Consider the following 15,923-nt stretch of genomic DNA (forward strand, 5'->3'; position numbering starts at 1 on the left):
CGACCGCCATCGGATCGGTGATGTTTTCGCAACGGGTCCACGACTGCACCACCCGATCGCCGGGGTGCCCGATGGTCTCGGGTTCGTCGGCCGGACGGTGATCGAGGATGCCGAGCGCACGGCAGTAATCGTCGTTGTACACCGTGTCGAAATACCGCTGCGGACCATCGGGGAACACCGCGGCGATCGTGGTGCCCGCGGGATGATTGCGCGCTGCCCAGCCCGCAACCAGACCGACCGCGCCGACGCTCCAGCCCCCGCTGGCGCAATACGTCGACGCCAGCGTGCGGGCGGCCCACACCGCCTCGCCCGGCGCGACCCAGTGCACCTCGTCGAATGCGCCGTAGTCGACGTTACGGGGATAGATACTCGAACCCAAGCCCCGCATGACGCGGGTGGCGGCAGGCTGCCCGAAGATTGTCGAGCCGATGGTGTCCACACCGATCAGCCGCATTGTCGGGTTGAGCTCACGCAGTACTCGGGCCACGCCGGCCGAATGGCCGCCGGTCCCGACCGAGCAGACCAGCACGCCGACGTGACCGATCTGGGCGTTGAGTTCCAGCGCCAGTGGCCGGTAGGCCTCGACGTTGTCGGGATTGTTGTACTGGTCGGGATACCAGGCGTTGTCGTTGGTCGCGAGCAGTTCGGCGACCCGGTCGCGCCGGGCCTGCTGCCAGCCACCGGTCGGATGCGGTTCGGTGACGGTGGAAACCTCCGCACCGTAGGCGGCCAGCATGCGGGCGATGATGGGCTCCAGGCCCGGATCGGTCACCAGGGTCACCGGGTGGTGGTACACGGTCGCGGCAAAGGCCAGCCCCAACCCCAGTGTGCCGCTGGTCGATTCGATGATTCGTCCGCCCGGCCGCAGATCACCTCTGGCCCGGGCCTGCTCCACCACGTGCATGGCGGGGCGGTCTTTCATGCCCCCGGGGTTGAAACCTTCGAGTTTGGCCCAGAACCCGCGGCCGTCATCGGTGAACGGCGCGGAAACCCACAGGGCCGGAGTGTGGCCGACCATGGTGTTAGGGCCACGGTTCTGGCGTAGCAGGTGAAAAGAACGGGCGGCAAGGACATGGTTCATTGATCCGTCGTTTCTGTATCCAGCCGTGTGGACACACGGCAACTGATGTGGGCAGCGTTGGGAACACGGCGCTTTGGGCGCGCTTGGCCCCACACCGCCGATCAGCGGCGCGCGATACAGATCCGAAGTAGAAGTTCTCGGCCGGCCACGAGGACACCGTGACGGTCCGGTGGCCCGCGCTGGGAGCGCACCACGATGGCGCATCCGAACATCACCGCGCCGCCGACGACGAACGCCACCCACGACAGGGCGGCCGCCGCGGCCGTGGTGCGCGGCAGCACCGCCGCGGTGAAACCATCCGGAACGTGGGGAACGGAACCCTTACCGATGTGCGCGTGGTCGAGCGTCATCATGTCGCTGCCGGTACCGAACGCGGCAGACAGCGCATGCGGCAGATGTACCGGGTGATCGTGGCTCGACTCCTGCCACTGCCCGGCGAGAACTGCCGCCCACAGGGCGATGGCCGTCAGGGCCACCAACCGTTTCACCGGAATCGCCTCAGCCGCAGGCTGTTACTGACCACGAACACCGACGAGAACGCCATGGCGGCGCCGGCCAGCATCGGGTTGAGCAGACCGGCGGCGGCCAGCGGCAGCGCGGCCACGTTGTAGGCGAACGCCCAGAACAGGTTGCCCTTGATGGTGGACAACGTGCGTCGCGACAGTCGAATGGCGTCGGCGGCGGTGCGCAGGTCACCGCGGACCAGGGTCAGATCACTCGCCTGGATCGCGACATCGGTGCCGGTGCCCATGGCCAGACCAAGATCGGCCTGGGCCAGTGCGGCGGCGTCGTTGACCCCGTCCCCGACCATGGCCACCACGCGCCCCTCGTCCTGAAGCCGCTTGATCACGTCCACCTTGTCCTGCGGCAACACCTCGGCGTAAACCTCTTGCACACCAACCTGTTCGGCGATCGCCTGAGCCGCGGCCTCGTTGTCACCGGTCAGCATGATCGGATCGAGACCGAGTGCGCGGAGTTGTCCGATCGCTTCTTTCGACGTGGGCTTGACCGCATCGGCGACCACCAGAACGGCGCGCGCGTGGCCGTCCCACCCCACGGCGATCGCGGTCCGGCCCTGGCTCTGCGCCTCACGCATCGCGGTGTCCAGATCCGCCGGCAGCTGCTGGCCCCAATCGGCCAGCAGGGCAGGCCGACCCACCACCAGGGCGTGACCGTCCACGACACCCTGCACGCCGAGTCCCGCCACGTTGGCGAAACCGTCGACCGCGGGCAGCTCACCCACCTTGGCGCGGGCACCGTCGGCGATGGCCTTGGCGATCGGGTGTTCGGAGCCGTCCTCGACGGCGCCGGCCAACCGCAATGCCTCGGCGGGATCCTCGCCCGCCGCCACGATCACGTCCAGCAGCGTCATCGCTCCAGTGGTCACCGTCCCGGTCTTGTCGAGCACCACGGTGTCCACCCGACGGGTGGATTCCAGCACCTCGGGCCCCTTGATCAGGATGCCCAACTGAGCGCCGCGGCCGGTGCCGACCAGCAGTGCCGTCGGCGTGGCCAGGCCCAAGGCGCACGGGCAGGCGATGATCAGCACTGCCACCGCGGCGGTGAAGGCCGCCGCCACCGAGCCACCCGTCCCCAGCCAGAAGCCGAGAGTGCCCACCGCCAGGGCGATCACGATGGGCACGAAGACCGCCGAGACCTTGTCGGCCAGACGCTGCGCCTGCGCCTTGCCGGACTGCGCGTCCTCGACCAGGCGGGCCATCTGTGCGAGCTGCGTATCGGAGCCGATCCGCCTGGCCCGCACCACGAGCCGGCCACCGACGTTCACCGTGGCACCGACCACCGCATCGCCCGGACCGACTTCCACGGGCACCGATTCGCCGGTCAGCATCGACGCATCCACGGCCGACGAACCGTCGATCACCTCTCCGTCGGTGGCGATCTTCTCGCCGGGACGCACCACGAACTCGTCCCCCACCGCCAGCGCGTCGATGGGAATCCGTTGTTCTCCACCGTCTTTCAGGACCGCGACGTCCTTGGCGCCCAGCTCGAGCAAGGCCCGCAGCGCCGCACCTGCGCGTCGCTTCGACCGCGCCTCGAAGTATCGGCCGGCCAGGATGAACGTGGTGACGCCGGCGGCGACCTCAAGGTAGATGTTGCCCGCGCCGTCGGTCTGCGAGATGGCGAGCGAGAACGGATGCGTCATTCCCGGTAACCCGGCCGTCCCCCAGAACAGCGCGTACAGCGACCAACCGAAAGCTGCGATCGTGCCCATCGAGATGAGCGTGTCCATCGTGGCGGTGCCGTGGCGCAGGTTCGTCCAGGCCGCTCGGTGGAACGGCAGCGCGCCCCACACCACGACCGGCGCGGCCAGGGTGAGCGAAAGCCACTGCCAGTTGGTGAACTGCAGCGCCGGAACCATCGCCATGGCCACCACTGGGATGGTCAGTGCGGCCGAGACGATCAGCCGCGTGCGCAACGCCGCGGTGGGATCGTCCTCGACACGAGCGTCGGCGGTTTCGGCGGCCGGCAGCTGCGCGGTGTAACCCACGGTCTCGACGGCCTCGATCAGCTGCTCGGGCGTCACCTCACCGGCAACGTCGACACTGGCCTTCTCGGTCGCGTAGTTCACGGTCGCGGTGACACCGTCGAGCTTGTTGAGTTTGCGCTCGATGCGGGCGGCGCACGAGGCGCAGGTCATTCCACCGATCTCGAGTTCGACGTGTCCTGTGGCGGTACTCATGGCGCCCCCTCAACGGTGAATTCGGCGGTATGCACCGCATCGCGATGCTTGAAATCCAGGAACATCCGGTACGCGCCGGCGCTCGGAAGCGTGGTGTGGAAGGCGATCTGGGGCCCCGACGCGGTGCCCGGATCGGCCGCGTCACTCATCGGATGGACGTGCAGATAGGCCAGATCCGACGCGCGCACGGCGACCAGGTGACCGTAGGCGCCCAGGTACGGCTGCAGATCGGTGACGGGATTACCGTCGCGGCTCACCGACAACACCACCTCCGACTCCTGCCCGGCCTTGGCCACACCAGAAAGCGTGACGGTGTACCCATCGACGGTCGCGGTGTCCGACGGTGCGGGCAACGGCTGTGGCAGATATGTCCCGGCGACCCGCATGTCGGCGTCCAACGTGACCGGATCACCGTCGGCCGGAACGAAATCCGCGAACACCCGGTAATCGCCGGGCTTGGACAGGTCCAGCGGGACACTCCAGGTGCCCGCGTCGTCGAGCACCGGATGGACATGCTGATAGTCGGCCAGATCGTGGCGCACCACGATCAGATGCAGCAGTTCATCATGACTCTCGACGTAATCGGTCAACGGCGCGCCGGTGGCGTCGGCGATGCGAAACCGCAGTGGTACCGCAGCGCCGGAGGGCAATTCGGCCTCGTCGAGTCGCAGCGTGTACCCCGCGTCGTGGCCGGCGTCGTGGCCGGCATGGCTTGCCGCGGGCGCGCTGCGCGGCGTCACTGCCGAGCCGATCCCGAAGGCCACGGCGAACACCACGGCCAGCCCCACGACGAACCCGATGAGCTTCTGCGGTGCACTCATGACGAAGCCCCACTCACCCCGCGACGGCGTAGCCGGCCTCGGCGACCGCGTCGTTGATCGCGGCTGGATCGAGGCGAGTTTCACTGTCGATGGTCACCAGACCGGTCGACAGATCGACCTCGACCGCCTGCACACCGGGCAGGGCGCCCACCTCTTCCCGCACCGAGGTGGCACAGTGCCCGCAGGTCATGCCGGTAACGGTGACGGTTTGGGTGCTCATCGAAGGTCTCCTCCAGATCGGGTTGCGGTTCCTGGCTCATACTATACCCCCCTAGGGTATGGCAGTCACGGCCTCCCATTCCGCCTGCTGCACTATGGGCACATGGAGCACAATGCCGTCGGCTACCGCGCCCTGGTCGTCGACGACGAAGCCGCACTCGCCGCGGTCGTCGGCAGCTATCTCGCCCGCGAACATTTCGACGTCACCCTCGCCCACGACGGGTCCGAGGCCGTCCGGCTGGCCCGTGAGGTTGACCCTGACGTGGTGGTCCTCGATCTCGGTCTACCCGGAATCGACGGCGTGGAAGCCTGCCGTCAACTGCGCACCTTTTCCGACGCCTACGTGGTGATGCTCACCGCACGCGACACGGAGATGGACACCATCGTCGGCCTGGCGGTGGGCGCCGACGACTACATGACCAAACCGTTCAGCCCGCGCGAGCTCGTCGCCCGGATCCGCGCGATGCTGCGCCGGCCGCGCACTGGTGCCGGGCCGGTCGACGGACGGGTGTTCGGCGCGCTGCGCATCGACGTCGACGGGCGCCAGGTGTTCCTCGGCGAGGAGCCGATCATGCTGACCCGCACCGAGTTCGACGTACTGGCAGCCCTGTCCGCCCGTCCCGGCGTGGCCCTGACCCGTCGTCAGATACTCGAATCCGTCTGGGAGCCAAGCTACGTGGGCAACGAACACCTCGTCGATGTCCATATCGGGCACCTCCGCCGAAAACTCGGCGACGACCCGGCCGATCCGCTGTATGTGAACACCGTGCGCGGGGTCGGTTACCGCATGGGCACCGGACGAAAGGCCCGACGGTGAGCGCCGGCCTGCGCACCCGACTGCTCTCGGCCCAAGCCCTGGTGCTGGCCGCCGGTGCCGGTACCACCGGCCTCGTCGCAGCCGTGGTCGGGCCGCCGCTGTTCCGCGAACATCTGCACCGGGCCGGGGTGTCCGGCGACTCGGCCGAGCAGATGCACGCCGAAGAGGCCTACGTCTACGCCACCATGATCTCGATCGCGGTGGCGCTGTGCGTGGCAACACTGGCCGCCCTGATCGTCACCTGGTACGTCGGCCGACGGCTGCAACGCTCGCTGACCGAGGTGGCCCGGGCGGCCACCGCCATCGCCGACGGTCACTACGACTCCCGGGTCCCACCGGCGGATCTCGGGGACGATTTCGATTCCCTGGCAAGGTCTTTCAACCAGATGGCGGCGCAGCTCGAGGCCGTCGATGCCGGCCGTCGCCGGCTGTTCAGCGACCTGGCCCACGAAATCCGCACTCCGGTCTCGGTCTTGGAGGCGTACTTCGAGGCGATCGAGGACGGGGTGCGGACCCTCGATCCCGAGACCGTCTCGATGCTGCGCCAACAGACCCACCGACTGGTCCGGTTCGCCGGCGACGCGGCTGCCCTGGCTCAGGCCGAGGAAACGCAGACCACGCTCACCCCGGCCCCGGTCCGGGTGGCCGCGGTGGTGACCGACGCGGTGGCGGCAGCCCGAGACCGGTTCGACGCCAAGGGCGTGACGCTGGACTGGCGGGTGCCCGAGGAGCTGCCACCGCTATGGGCCGATCCGCACCGGCTGGCCCAGATCCTGGGCAACCTGCTCGCCAACGCGCTGCGCCACACCCCCGCCGGGGGCCGGGTGACCATTGAGGCCCGCACCGGCATCGAGACCGGCACCGTCACGGTGACCGTCACCGACACCGGCGACGGCATCCCGGCCGAACACCTGCCCCATGTCTTCGAGCGGTTCTACCGGGCCGACACCGCCCGCGACCGCGACCACGGCGGTGCCGGCATCGGACTGGCGATCGTGAAGGCCCTGGTCGAGGCGCATCGCGGCCAGATCGCCGTGACGAGCCGCCCCGGCACTCCGACGACGTTCACGATCACCCTGCCCGCGGGATAGAGGCGGGATAGACAGGTCAGAGCGCCGCCAGCTTCTGCTTCATGGCGTCGATCTCCTGCTGCTGGGTGCTCACGATGGTGCGGGCCAACTCGAGGGCGGCCGGGTTCTTGCCATCGCGGATCTCGTCCTTGGCCATGGTGATCGCCCCCTCGTGGTGGGCGATCATGTGCGTCAGGAACAGCTTGGCCGCCTCGACGCCCTGCGCCTCGCGCAACGCCGTCATGTCAGCCTCCGAGACCATGCCCTGCATGTGCCCCATGTCGCCGTGGTCCATCGGCGGCATCGGCGGGTTGCCCCACTGCGTCAACCAGTCCTGCATCTGTGCGATCTCAGGCGCCTGGGCGTCCTTGATCTGAGTGGCCAGATCGCGCACCTGAGCATCGATGTCCGGCTTGGCCAGCAGCACGTCGCTCATCTCGACCGCCTGCTGATGATGCGGAATCATGTGCTGGGCGAACATCACATCGGCATCGTTGTGGGTCTCGGTGGGCGCCTGGGAACTGATCACCGACGAGGTCGTGGGGTTCGTCTCTTGACCGGCCGTCCCGTCGGAAGTCTCGTTGCTACAACCGGCGAGGAGGGCGGTCGCCACTGCCGCTCCGGCGCTCAGCATCATCAGTTTCGTCATGTCTCCAGCTTGCCGATGATCGATGTGGCCGCCCTAGTCGTTCGATGAAGATTCGATAAAGCCCGACGTGCGGGCCCGGAAGAGTTTGACGTCACTTTTGACTCCCTTGAGATGCCTGGCCCCGGCGAACGACCAGCGGAACCGGTCATCGCCGGCCTCGACGATCGCGGCACGCGTGGACTCGGACACCAACACCGTCCCAGCCCGCGCCGCCCCCGTCACCCGGCTGGCCAGGTTCACCGAACTTCCGAACCAGTCACCCGCCCGGCACACGGCCGGCCCGGTGGCCAGGCCTACCCGCAGGCGCGGGAAGTCCTCGTCGGTTTCGGTGGCGGCCACCAACTGCAGAACCGCATCCAGCAGCGCCGCCGGATCGGGGCTGACGAGCATCACCGCGTCGCCGATCGTCTTGATCAGCCGCACCGGGACCACCGCCACCTCACGTGCCGCGTCGGCCAGCCGATTGGCCAGGCGCTCCAGGTCTTCAGGCGGCACCACCTCACCCAACCGGGTGAAACCGACGATGTCGGCGAACGCGATGGTGACGACGCGCGCACCCGGCAACGGAACGCCTTCGGCCCGCTCGGAGGCGCTGACCGCCTCGGTCTCCATGGCGTGGCGCAGCTGAACGAACAGCATGTCGCGGATCATCGGCCCGATCAGCGGGGCCGCCTCGGCCACCAGCGCCTCGCTGGCCTTGGCCGTCTCCAATTCGGTCGCCCCGGGAGTCAACACGGCCGCCAGCGCGGCGTACCGCATCACCTCGGCGGCCCGGCTGAGCCCCTCGGCCAGCACCCGCGTGATCAACACGACCTGATCCGGATCGATCCCCAGTTCCAGGAAACGTTCGGCGAACCCGACGGCCTCGGCGTCGGCCCGCAACAACACCGCGGCATCCACATCGTCGACGGTGGCCAACCCCATCGCCCGTTGCAGCCGCTGCACCAGGTCGACGTCCAACCCGGTCTGCTCGCTGATCTCGCGGGTCGAGACATATGTGCCGTCGTCACCGGCCACCCGCCGCGACGCCAGCAACAGCGGGGTCACGGCCTGACGAATCTGATCAGCGGTGATGCCGCGGTCCAACAGCCATTCGACCAACTCGGCGCGCTGTGCGCCGGCCTCGCCGTCGAGACCATCCAGAAGCGTCGGATCCGCCACCATCACGTCAAGGTATACCGCGCACCGCGTGAATCGCCGGAGCTGTCGACGAGGCCAACAGTGCCGACATGTCCTGTGGGTACCGGACGTCGACGACGACCGACTCCCCGAACCGGTAGGGCTTGCCTGCCACCAGGCCGGCGAACTGCTTACGCAGCCGCGACATCTCGGCTCGCACCGTCACCACCCTGGACCGGTCGCCGTAGAGATCCTCGGCCAGCTCCGGCGCGGAGCGGCCCTGCTCGCTGGTCGCCAGCACCAACAGGATCTCGGCGTGGCGACTGGAGATGCTGCGCCGCCAGTTGCCGAACTGTCCGGTCATCTCCAGTGCGGGTTCACCTTCGCGCAGATCGAGGGTCACCCGCGACGGGGTCGCAGCAGTATCGGTGTCCTCGGCCGCTCGGACCAGCCAACCGCCCGGCAACGGTTCCACATCGCACATCCCCAGTGGCGGCACCCAGACCCGTCCAGGTAAACCGCTTTCGGGCAACAGGATTCGGTTGTGCAGCGGCAGGGAGGCCACCGCCGTGACCCAACCCTCGGAATCGACCGCGAGCGCCGGGCCGCCCACCCGGGCCAGGATGGGTGCCGCCACCGCACGAAGCACGTTCAACGTACGGTCATGCGCTTCCCGCAGCTGGGATTCGGCCAACCGCGCCACCAGGTCCACCAGGGCCACCGTGGTCGGATGCACCGTCGCGGCCGGTCCCGAGACGTCGACGATTCCGATCACCTGAGAAGTGCGTGGATCACGGATCGGCGCCCCGGCACACGTCCACGGATGGTGCGTGCGCAGGAAATGCTCGGCGGAGAAGATCTGCACCGCACGATGAGAGGCCAGCGCCGTCCCGATGCCATTGGTGCCCACCGCGTTCTCACTCCAGCTCGCACCTTCGACAAAGCCCAGGCGATCGGCCAGACCGAGCACCCGCGGAGATCCGGACCGCCACAGCACCCGGCCGCGGGCATCGGCGATCACCAGGATGTTGTCGCCCTCGTCGATCACCGATTCGAGCCCGCGGGTGACGTCGTCGAGCACCGCGATCAGCCCCGACTGCTGCCTGAGCAAGTCCAGACCCGCGGTCTCGACGCGTGGCGGCATGTGCTGATCCGGATCGATCCCCTTGGCCCGCAATCTGTTCCACGAGTCCTCGATCACCCGGCGGGGACGCGCGGGGGCCCGGTCACCAGACATGGTGGCGTCGTAGACGGCGGACAAAAGCATGGCGTAGCGCCGCGGATCCTCACCGGAGGACACCGCGGGCTCAGGAATCGACGAACCGGCCATCACCGCCGATTGTGCTCCACATCACATTGGGGCGCCACGGCGGCCCACTGCAACCCCGTGCAACCCTTGTCGCACCCCGTGGCCAAGGTGTGGGCTGGGCCACATGACGCAGACCACCGCCGCACCGCCGACCACGTCGACGACCACGTCGACCACATTGACACCGCAGGAACGGGTCGACGCCTGGCTGGCCGACTTCGAGTCCGCCCTCGCCGACCGGGACGTTTCCCGCGTCGTGGCGAAGTTCGCGATCGACAGCTTCTGGCGGGATTTGGTCGCGTTCACCTGGAACATCAAGACCCTCGAAGGACGCGACGGCATCGCCGACATGCTGTCGTCGCGCCTGCACGACACCGACCCCTCAGGTTTCCGGACCGCGGAGACCCCGACCGAGGACTTCGTCGGGGATGCAGTGGTGACCTCGGCATTCATCGAGTTCGAGACCGCGCTGGGCCGCGGCAAGGGGCACCTGCGTCTGCGCGACGACGCCGAGGGGAGCAAAGCGTGGACCCTGCTCACCACGCTTCAGGAACTCAAGGGCCACGAGGAACGCAGAGGCGCCACCCGACCGATGGGCGCGGTACACGGCTCCGACCCCGACACCCGGTCCTGGGCCGAGAAACGCCTCGACGAAGAACTCACGCTCGGCTACTCCGAGCAGCCCTACATCCTGGTGATCGGCGGGGGTCAGGGCGGGATCGCGCTTGGTGCACGGCTACGCCAACTCGGCGTGCCCAGCATCGTCGTCGACCGCCACGAGCGGCCCGGTGACCAGTGGCGCAAGCGTTACAAGTCCCTGTGCCTACACGACCCGGTCTGGTACGACCACCTGCCCTACCTGCCGTTCCCACCGAACTGGCCGGTATTCGCACCCAAAGACAAGATCGGTGACTGGCTGGAGTTCTACACCCGGGTCATGGAGGTGCCCTACTGGAGTTCGACCACCTGCGTGTCGGCGTCCTACGACGACGCCGAAGGTCGCTGGACGGTCGAGGTCGACCGGGCCGGCACCCGGGTCACCCTGCGTCCGGTGCACCTGGTGCTGGCCACCGGGATGTCGGGCAAGCCGAACATCCCGGCCCTGCCCGGCCAGAACGTGTTCCGGGGCGAACAACACCATTCCAGCCACCACCCCGGCCCGGACCGCTATGTGGGCAAGCGCGCCGTGGTGATCGGCTCCAACAACTCTGCACACGACATCTGTAAAGCGTTGTACGAGAACGACGTCGACGTCACGATGGTGCAGCGGTCCTCGACGCACGTCGTCAAATCCGATTCGCTGATGGAGCTGGGTCTGGGCGACCTGTACTCGGAGCGGGCCGTGGCGTCCGGAATGACCACCGAGAAGGCCGATCTCACCTTCGCGTCACTGCCGTATGCCATCATGGCCGACTTCCAGCGGCCGATCTACGATGCAATCCGACTGCGCGACAAGGATTTCTACGCGCGCCTGGAGGCCGCCGGTTTCGAACTGGACTTCGGCGACGACGATTCCGGACTGTTCATGAAATACCTGCGCCGCGGATCGGGCTACTACATCGACGTCGGTGCCTGCGATTTGATTGCCGACGGCAGCATCAAACTTGCCCACGGCGAGGTGGACCGCCTCACCGAGGACTCGGTGATCCTGGCCGACGGCACCGAGCTGCCCGCCGATGTGGTGGTGTACGCCACCGGCTTCGGTTCGATGAACGGCTGGGCGGCCGACCTGATCAGCCAGGAGGTCGCCGACCGGATCGGCAAGGTGTGGGGCCTGGGCTCGGGCACCGCCAAAGATCCCGGACCGTGGGAAGGCGAACAACGCAACATGTGGAAGCCCACCCAACAGCCCAATCTCTGGCTGCACGGTGGCAATCTCCACCAATCCCGGCACTACTCACTGTATTTGGCGTTGCAGCTCAAGGCCCGGTACGAGGGCCTGGCAACGCCGGTGTACGGCCTGCAGGAGGTCCATCACCTGAGCTGAGACCGACGACATGGCGCCCCGAACGTGATCCACCCCCCACCCGTTCGGGGCGCCCGCGTCGGCGTATCCGGGCTCGGCCCCTGTCTTTGGCGGTTGCTGCGTTCTATCCTCGTTGCAGCAGGTTCTCCGATGGCCGGGGGCTTCAGATGACGGCAACTGCGACATGCCGGGCATGCGGTACCCAGCCGCGGGCAGGGGCCCGGTACTGCGACGCGTGCGGCGCACCCGTCACACCCTCCCCCGGTGCCGAATACAAGCAGGTCACCGTCCTGTTCGCCGACGTCGTGCGGTCCATGGACATCGCCTCGACCCTGGGTGCCGAACGACTCCGCGAGATCATGAGCGACCTGTTCAACCGCTCCGCCGCGGTGGTCCGCCGCTATGGCGGCACCGTGGACAAGTTCACCGGCGACGGCATCATGGCCATCTTCGGAGCGCCGGTTGCCTTGGAAGACCACGCTTTCAGAGCGTGTCTGGCGGCCCTGGAGATCCACCAGCAGACTGCGCAACTGGCCATCGCGGTAAAGGCCCAGGATGGCCTGGACCTGCGATTGCGGGCCGGGTTGAGTTCCGGTCAAGTGATCACCGGTGAAGTCGGCACCGACACGATGAGCTACACCGCAATCGGTGAGCACGTGGGGATGGCGCAACGCATGGAGTCCGTCGCCCCGCCCGGTGGAGTGATGCTCACCGAATCGACAGCGCATCTCGTCGAAGATTCCATGCGGTTGGGCGATCCGGAGATGGTGCAGGTCAAGGGCGCCGATCAGCCGATCCGGGCACGGCGCCTACTGGAGATGAACACCACTCACAACCTGCTGAATGCGGGCGGCTCGACGCTGGTCGGCCGTGGTTGGGAGCTGTCCGCGGTCGAAGGCATCCTGGAGCGCTCGATCGACGGCCACGGCAGCATCATCCTGCTCGCCGGCGGCCCCGGCCTGGGCAAGAGCCGGCTGGTCAGCGAGCTCGCGGCGAAGGCAGTCGCCCGAGGTGTCCCGGTGCACTCGACATTCTGCGAGTCCCACACCAGCGAGATCCCGTTCCATGCCATCGCCGGTCTGCTGCGAGCCGGCTTCGGCGTGGCCGACCTGGATCGGCAGGCGGCGCGCGCCAAGCTCCGAGCCCAGGTGCCCGACGACGACCCACAGAACCTGATGCTGCTCGACGACCTGCTCGGCATCGCCGACCCCGACGTGGTGCTGCCGACGATCGACCCCGATGCCCGGCGGAGGCGGCTGACCACCCTGGTCAATGCGGCATCGCTGGCGCGGACCACGCCCGCGGTATACGTCGTCGAGGACGCCCACTGGATCGACGGCGTCAGCGAATCGATGCTGTACGACTTCCTGTCGGTCACCCCGCGGACGCCGTCCCTCGTCGCGATCACCTACCGGCCCGAATACCACGGCGCCCTGACCCGGGTCCACGGCGCGCAGACGATAGTGCTGGCCCCGCTGGATGATTCCGAGACGTCCACGTTGATCAGCGAACTCCTCGGAACCGGCGACGGGGTCGCCGCCCTTGCCGCCACCATCACCCGACGCGCCGCCGGCAATCCCTACTTCGCCCTGGAGATCGTGCGCGACCTCGCCGAACGTGGCCTGATTCAGGGCGAACCGGGCGCCTACGTCTTGTGCGACCGGCAGGAGCGGGTCAGCGTGCCGGCCACCCTGCACGCCACCATCGCCGCGCGTATCGACCGGCTCGACCCGGCGGCCAAACGAACGCTGAGCGCCGCCGCCGTCATCGGAACCCGGTTCAACGCCGGCTTGCTGGCCTGCCTGGACACCGAGCCGACGTTCGAGGAGCTGATCGAGGCCGACCTGATCGACCAGGTGCAGTACACACCGCACGCCGAATATGCCTTCAGTCACCCGATGGTGCGCACCGTCGCCTACGAATCGCAGCTCAAGTCCGACCGCACAGAACTGCATCGACGCCTGGCCGAGGCCATCGTGACCCGCGAACCCGCACTGGCTGACGAGAATGCGGCACTGATCGCCGAACACCTGGAGGCGGCCGGCGATCTGCACGCGGCGTACGACTGGCACATGCGGGCGGGAGCATGGGCACATTCCCGCGACGCCGCCGCGGCCCAGGTGTGCTGGGAACGGGCCCGTCAGGTTGCCGATCGATTGCCCGCCGACGATCCCGACCGGCCGGCGATGAGGATCGCTCCTCGTACCTTGGTCTGCGGCAACGGATTCCGGAGCGAGGTCAGCATCTCCGGGGCCCGGTTCGAGGAACTGCGCGAGCTCTGCGAAGCCGCCGGGGACAAAGCGTCCCTCGCGATCGGCATGGCCGGGCTGACCGGGGAGCTGATGCTGCACGGCCGGGTCCGCGATGCCTCACAGCAGGTTTCCGAGCACATGACGCTGATCGAATCCATCGGCGATCCCGCGCTCACGGTCGGATTGTCGGTGTCGCCGATCTCGCTCAAGATCGAGAGCGGTGAGATGGGTGAGGTGCTGCGCTGGTCGCAGATGGCGATCGAGTTGGCCGACGGTGACCCCACCATGGGCAACTTCATCGTGGGCTCACCGCTGGCAGTCGCCTTCGCGGGGCGAAGTATCGCCAAATGGGCACTGGGCCTTGATGGTTGGCGCGCCGACCGCGACCACGCCCTGGCGATGGCCCGCAACACCGACAAGTTCACCTATGCACTGGTCATCACGTGGACCTACTTCACCACGGTATCCTCCGGAGTGCTGCTGGCCAGCGACGAGGCATTGGCCGACATCGATGGGGCGCTTCAGACCACCGAAGGTGCCGGCGACGAGATCGCGCTCGGTCTCGCGCGGGTGACCATGGGATATGCCCTGCTGAACCGGGACTCGCCCGCGGACCGGGAGCGGGGGCTGACGATCCTGGGCCAGGCCCGGCAAATGTGCCTCAGTGGACGGTTCTACCTGTCCGAACTGGTCGGTATCGACGTCTACACCGCACGTGAGCGCGCCAGGCGCGGCGACCGGACCGGCGCCATCCGGGTCCTGCGCCAGGCGATCGACGACGTCTTCCACAGCGGGCAGCTCGCGTACAACATCTTGGCGACGGGCATCCTGGCCGAGGCCCTGCTGGACCGCGGCGTGGTCGGCGACGTGGCCGAGGCCGAGGCCGCGATCGCCAGATTGGCGGCGGTTCCGGCCGAGGACGGCCTGGTCCTTCGCGACATCACGCTTTTGCGGGTCCGTGCACTGATCGCCCACGCCAAAGGCGAGGACGTGTCCTATCGGGCGCTGCGCGACGAGTACCGCCAACTGGCCACCCGGCTCGGCTTCGAAGGGCACATGGCACTGGCGGCGGCGCTGCCGTGATGCGGAAAACGCCTGTGGTTGTCGGTCGGTGGTGGCATAATCGAACATGTGTTCGACACTGATTCTGATGCCGCTCTCATCGACGCGATGAGCGCTGCGGCGCGGGCAGAATCCGCGGCGATCGCCGCGCGGCTGGCCGCCATCGGTGCGTTGGACACCCGCCGCGAACGCGAACTGGCCGAGACGGTGTACTGGCGCACCGACCCGTTCGAAGCGGTCGCCGCCGAAATCTCCGCGGCGTTGAACATCAGCCGCCACCGCGCCGGTGAACAGATCCGCCACGCCCGCGTGTTGCGTGACCGGCTTCCCCAGGTCGCGGCCCTGTTCGCCTCCGGGGCCATCGACATGCGCATGGTGTTGGCCATCATCAACCGCACCGACACCGTCGACCCCACCGCCTGGGCCGCTGTCGACGAAGCCCTGGCCGCCCGCGCCGGAACCTGGATGCGGCTATCGAAACGCAAACTGCGTGACCGCATCGATCAATGGGTAGCACGGCTGGACCCCCACGGTGAACGCGTACCCCCACAGATCGATGAGGGCCGGCATTTCAGCGTCGAGGCCGGCACCATCCCGGGCATGGCGACGGTGTGGGGCAATCTACGGGTCGGGGATGCCGCCGCTCTCGATCAACGCCTCGACGCCCTGGCCGCCACCGTCTGCCCTGATGATCCCCGCACACTGGATCAGCGCCGTGCTGATGCCGCCGGGGCGTTGGCCCGACTGCAAGACCACCTGCCGTGCCTGTGCCGCACCCCGGACTGCCCGGCAGCAGGCACCCGGGCTGCTGCCGATGCCGCGGTGGTGCATCTGCTGGCTGAGCAAGCCACCCTCGA

At 68.0% G+C, this 15,923-nt stretch carries 13 protein-coding genes; 5 read left to right on the forward strand and 8 right to left on the reverse strand.

Annotated features, from left to right (window positions below):
* The 5 genes from A5699_RS21040 to A5699_RS21060 all read right to left on the reverse strand — a co-directional run.
* A partial coding sequence (locus A5699_RS21040; protein ID WP_067773380.1) for a PLP-dependent cysteine synthase family protein occupies positions 1-1,081 on the reverse strand: 1,081 nt, incomplete at its 3' end.
* A 101-nt stretch (positions 1,082-1,182) separates the two neighbouring features.
* Entirely contained in the window at positions 1,183-1,569 is a 387-nt protein-coding gene (locus A5699_RS21045) for a hypothetical protein (RefSeq protein ID WP_082957813.1), read from the reverse strand.
* Positions 1,566-3,782 (reverse strand): cation-translocating P-type ATPase, encoded by a 2,217-nt coding sequence (locus A5699_RS21050; RefSeq protein WP_067773354.1) that lies wholly within the window; start codon positions 3,780-3,782, stop codon positions 1,566-1,568. Before A5699_RS21050 ends, A5699_RS21045 begins: the two co-directional genes overlap by 4 nt.
* Positions 3,779-4,603, reverse strand: coding sequence for a hypothetical protein (locus A5699_RS21055; RefSeq protein ID WP_067773357.1), 825 nt, complete (start codon positions 4,601-4,603; stop codon positions 3,779-3,781). The genes A5699_RS21050 and A5699_RS21055 overlap by 4 nt, the downstream gene beginning before the upstream one ends.
* A gap of 13 nt (positions 4,604-4,616) precedes the next feature.
* Complete coding sequence (locus A5699_RS21060) at positions 4,617-4,823, reverse strand: heavy-metal-associated domain-containing protein (RefSeq protein ID WP_067773360.1); 207 nt, start codon at positions 4,821-4,823, stop codon at positions 4,617-4,619.
* A 102-nt stretch (positions 4,824-4,925) separates the two neighbouring features.
* On the opposite strand from A5699_RS21060, the gene A5699_RS21065 reads away from it, so the two are divergent.
* Positions 4,926-5,639 carry a response regulator transcription factor gene (locus tag A5699_RS21065; RefSeq protein ID WP_067773362.1) on the forward strand — a complete coding sequence of 238 codons (714 nt, stop codon included), beginning with the start codon at positions 4,926-4,928 and terminating at the stop codon, positions 5,637-5,639.
* On the forward strand, positions 5,636-6,730 hold the full coding sequence (locus A5699_RS21070; protein ID WP_067773365.1) for a cell wall metabolism sensor histidine kinase WalK: 1,095 nt from the start codon (positions 5,636-5,638) through the stop codon (positions 6,728-6,730). Before A5699_RS21065 ends, A5699_RS21070 begins: the two co-directional genes overlap by 4 nt.
* 16 nt (positions 6,731-6,746) lie before the next feature.
* Here A5699_RS21070 and A5699_RS21075 read toward each other — a convergent pair whose 3' ends face one another.
* Genes A5699_RS21075 through A5699_RS21085 form a run of 3 tightly spaced genes read right to left on the reverse strand, consistent with a single transcriptional unit; the run spans position 6,747 to position 9,807 of the window.
* On the reverse strand, positions 6,747-7,358 hold the full coding sequence (locus tag A5699_RS21075; protein ID WP_067773368.1) for a DUF305 domain-containing protein: 612 nt from the start codon (positions 7,356-7,358) through the stop codon (positions 6,747-6,749).
* Positions 7,359-7,391: 33 nt separating this feature from the next.
* Positions 7,392-8,522 (reverse strand): adenylate/guanylate cyclase domain-containing protein, encoded by a 1,131-nt coding sequence (locus tag A5699_RS21080; RefSeq protein ID WP_067773386.1) that lies wholly within the window; start codon positions 8,520-8,522, stop codon positions 7,392-7,394.
* Between the two features lie 4 nt (positions 8,523-8,526).
* Positions 8,527-9,807 carry a GAF domain-containing protein gene (locus tag A5699_RS21085; protein WP_067773371.1) on the reverse strand — a complete coding sequence of 427 codons (1,281 nt, stop codon included), beginning with the start codon at positions 9,805-9,807 and terminating at the stop codon, positions 8,527-8,529.
* A gap of 103 nt (positions 9,808-9,910) precedes the next feature.
* Here A5699_RS21085 and A5699_RS21090 point away from each other — a divergent pair, with 103 nt between their 5' ends.
* The 3 genes from A5699_RS21090 to A5699_RS21100 all read left to right on the forward strand — a co-directional run.
* Complete coding sequence (locus A5699_RS21090; RefSeq protein ID WP_067773375.1) at positions 9,911-11,773, forward strand: NAD(P)/FAD-dependent oxidoreductase; 1,863 nt, start codon at positions 9,911-9,913, stop codon at positions 11,771-11,773.
* A gap of 146 nt (positions 11,774-11,919) precedes the next feature.
* Positions 11,920-15,087 (forward strand): adenylate/guanylate cyclase domain-containing protein, encoded by a 3,168-nt coding sequence (locus A5699_RS21095; RefSeq protein WP_067773378.1) that lies wholly within the window; start codon positions 11,920-11,922, stop codon positions 15,085-15,087.
* A gap of 48 nt (positions 15,088-15,135) precedes the next feature.
* The coding region (locus A5699_RS21100) for a DUF222 domain-containing protein (RefSeq protein ID WP_157561374.1) at positions 15,136-15,923 on the forward strand (788 nt) is incomplete at its 3' end.

The sequence above is a fragment of the Mycobacterium sp. E802 genome (assembly GCF_001666875.1).
Taxonomy (GTDB): Bacteria; Actinomycetota; Actinomycetes; order Mycobacteriales; family Mycobacteriaceae; genus Mycobacterium.

Excerpts from the sequence above, each read along its gene's own strand:
- A5699_RS21085 (WP_067773371.1), bottom strand. The coding sequence starts at position 9,807 with ATGGCCGGTTCGTCGATTCCTGAGCCCGCGGTGTCCTCCGGTGAGGAT.
- A5699_RS21055 (WP_067773357.1), bottom strand. The coding sequence starts at position 4,603 with ATGAGTGCACCGCAGAAGCTCATCGGGTTCGTCGTGGGGCTGGCCGTG.
- A5699_RS21050 (WP_067773354.1), bottom strand. The coding sequence starts at position 3,782 with ATGAGTACCGCCACAGGACACGTCGAACTCGAGATCGGTGGAATGACC.
- A5699_RS21065 (WP_067773362.1), top strand. The coding sequence starts at position 4,926 with ATGGAGCACAATGCCGTCGGCTACCGCGCCCTGGTCGTCGACGACGAA.
- A5699_RS21090 (WP_067773375.1), top strand. The coding sequence starts at position 9,911 with ATGACGCAGACCACCGCCGCACCGCCGACCACGTCGACGACCACGTCG.
- A5699_RS21075 (WP_067773368.1), bottom strand. The coding sequence starts at position 7,358 with ATGACGAAACTGATGATGCTGAGCGCCGGAGCGGCAGTGGCGACCGCC.
- A5699_RS21060 (WP_067773360.1), bottom strand. The coding sequence starts at position 4,823 with ATGAGCACCCAAACCGTCACCGTTACCGGCATGACCTGCGGGCACTGT.
- A5699_RS21080 (WP_067773386.1), bottom strand. The coding sequence starts at position 8,522 with ATGGTGGCGGATCCGACGCTTCTGGATGGTCTCGACGGCGAGGCCGGC.
- A5699_RS21095 (WP_067773378.1), top strand. The coding sequence starts at position 11,920 with ATGACGGCAACTGCGACATGCCGGGCATGCGGTACCCAGCCGCGGGCA.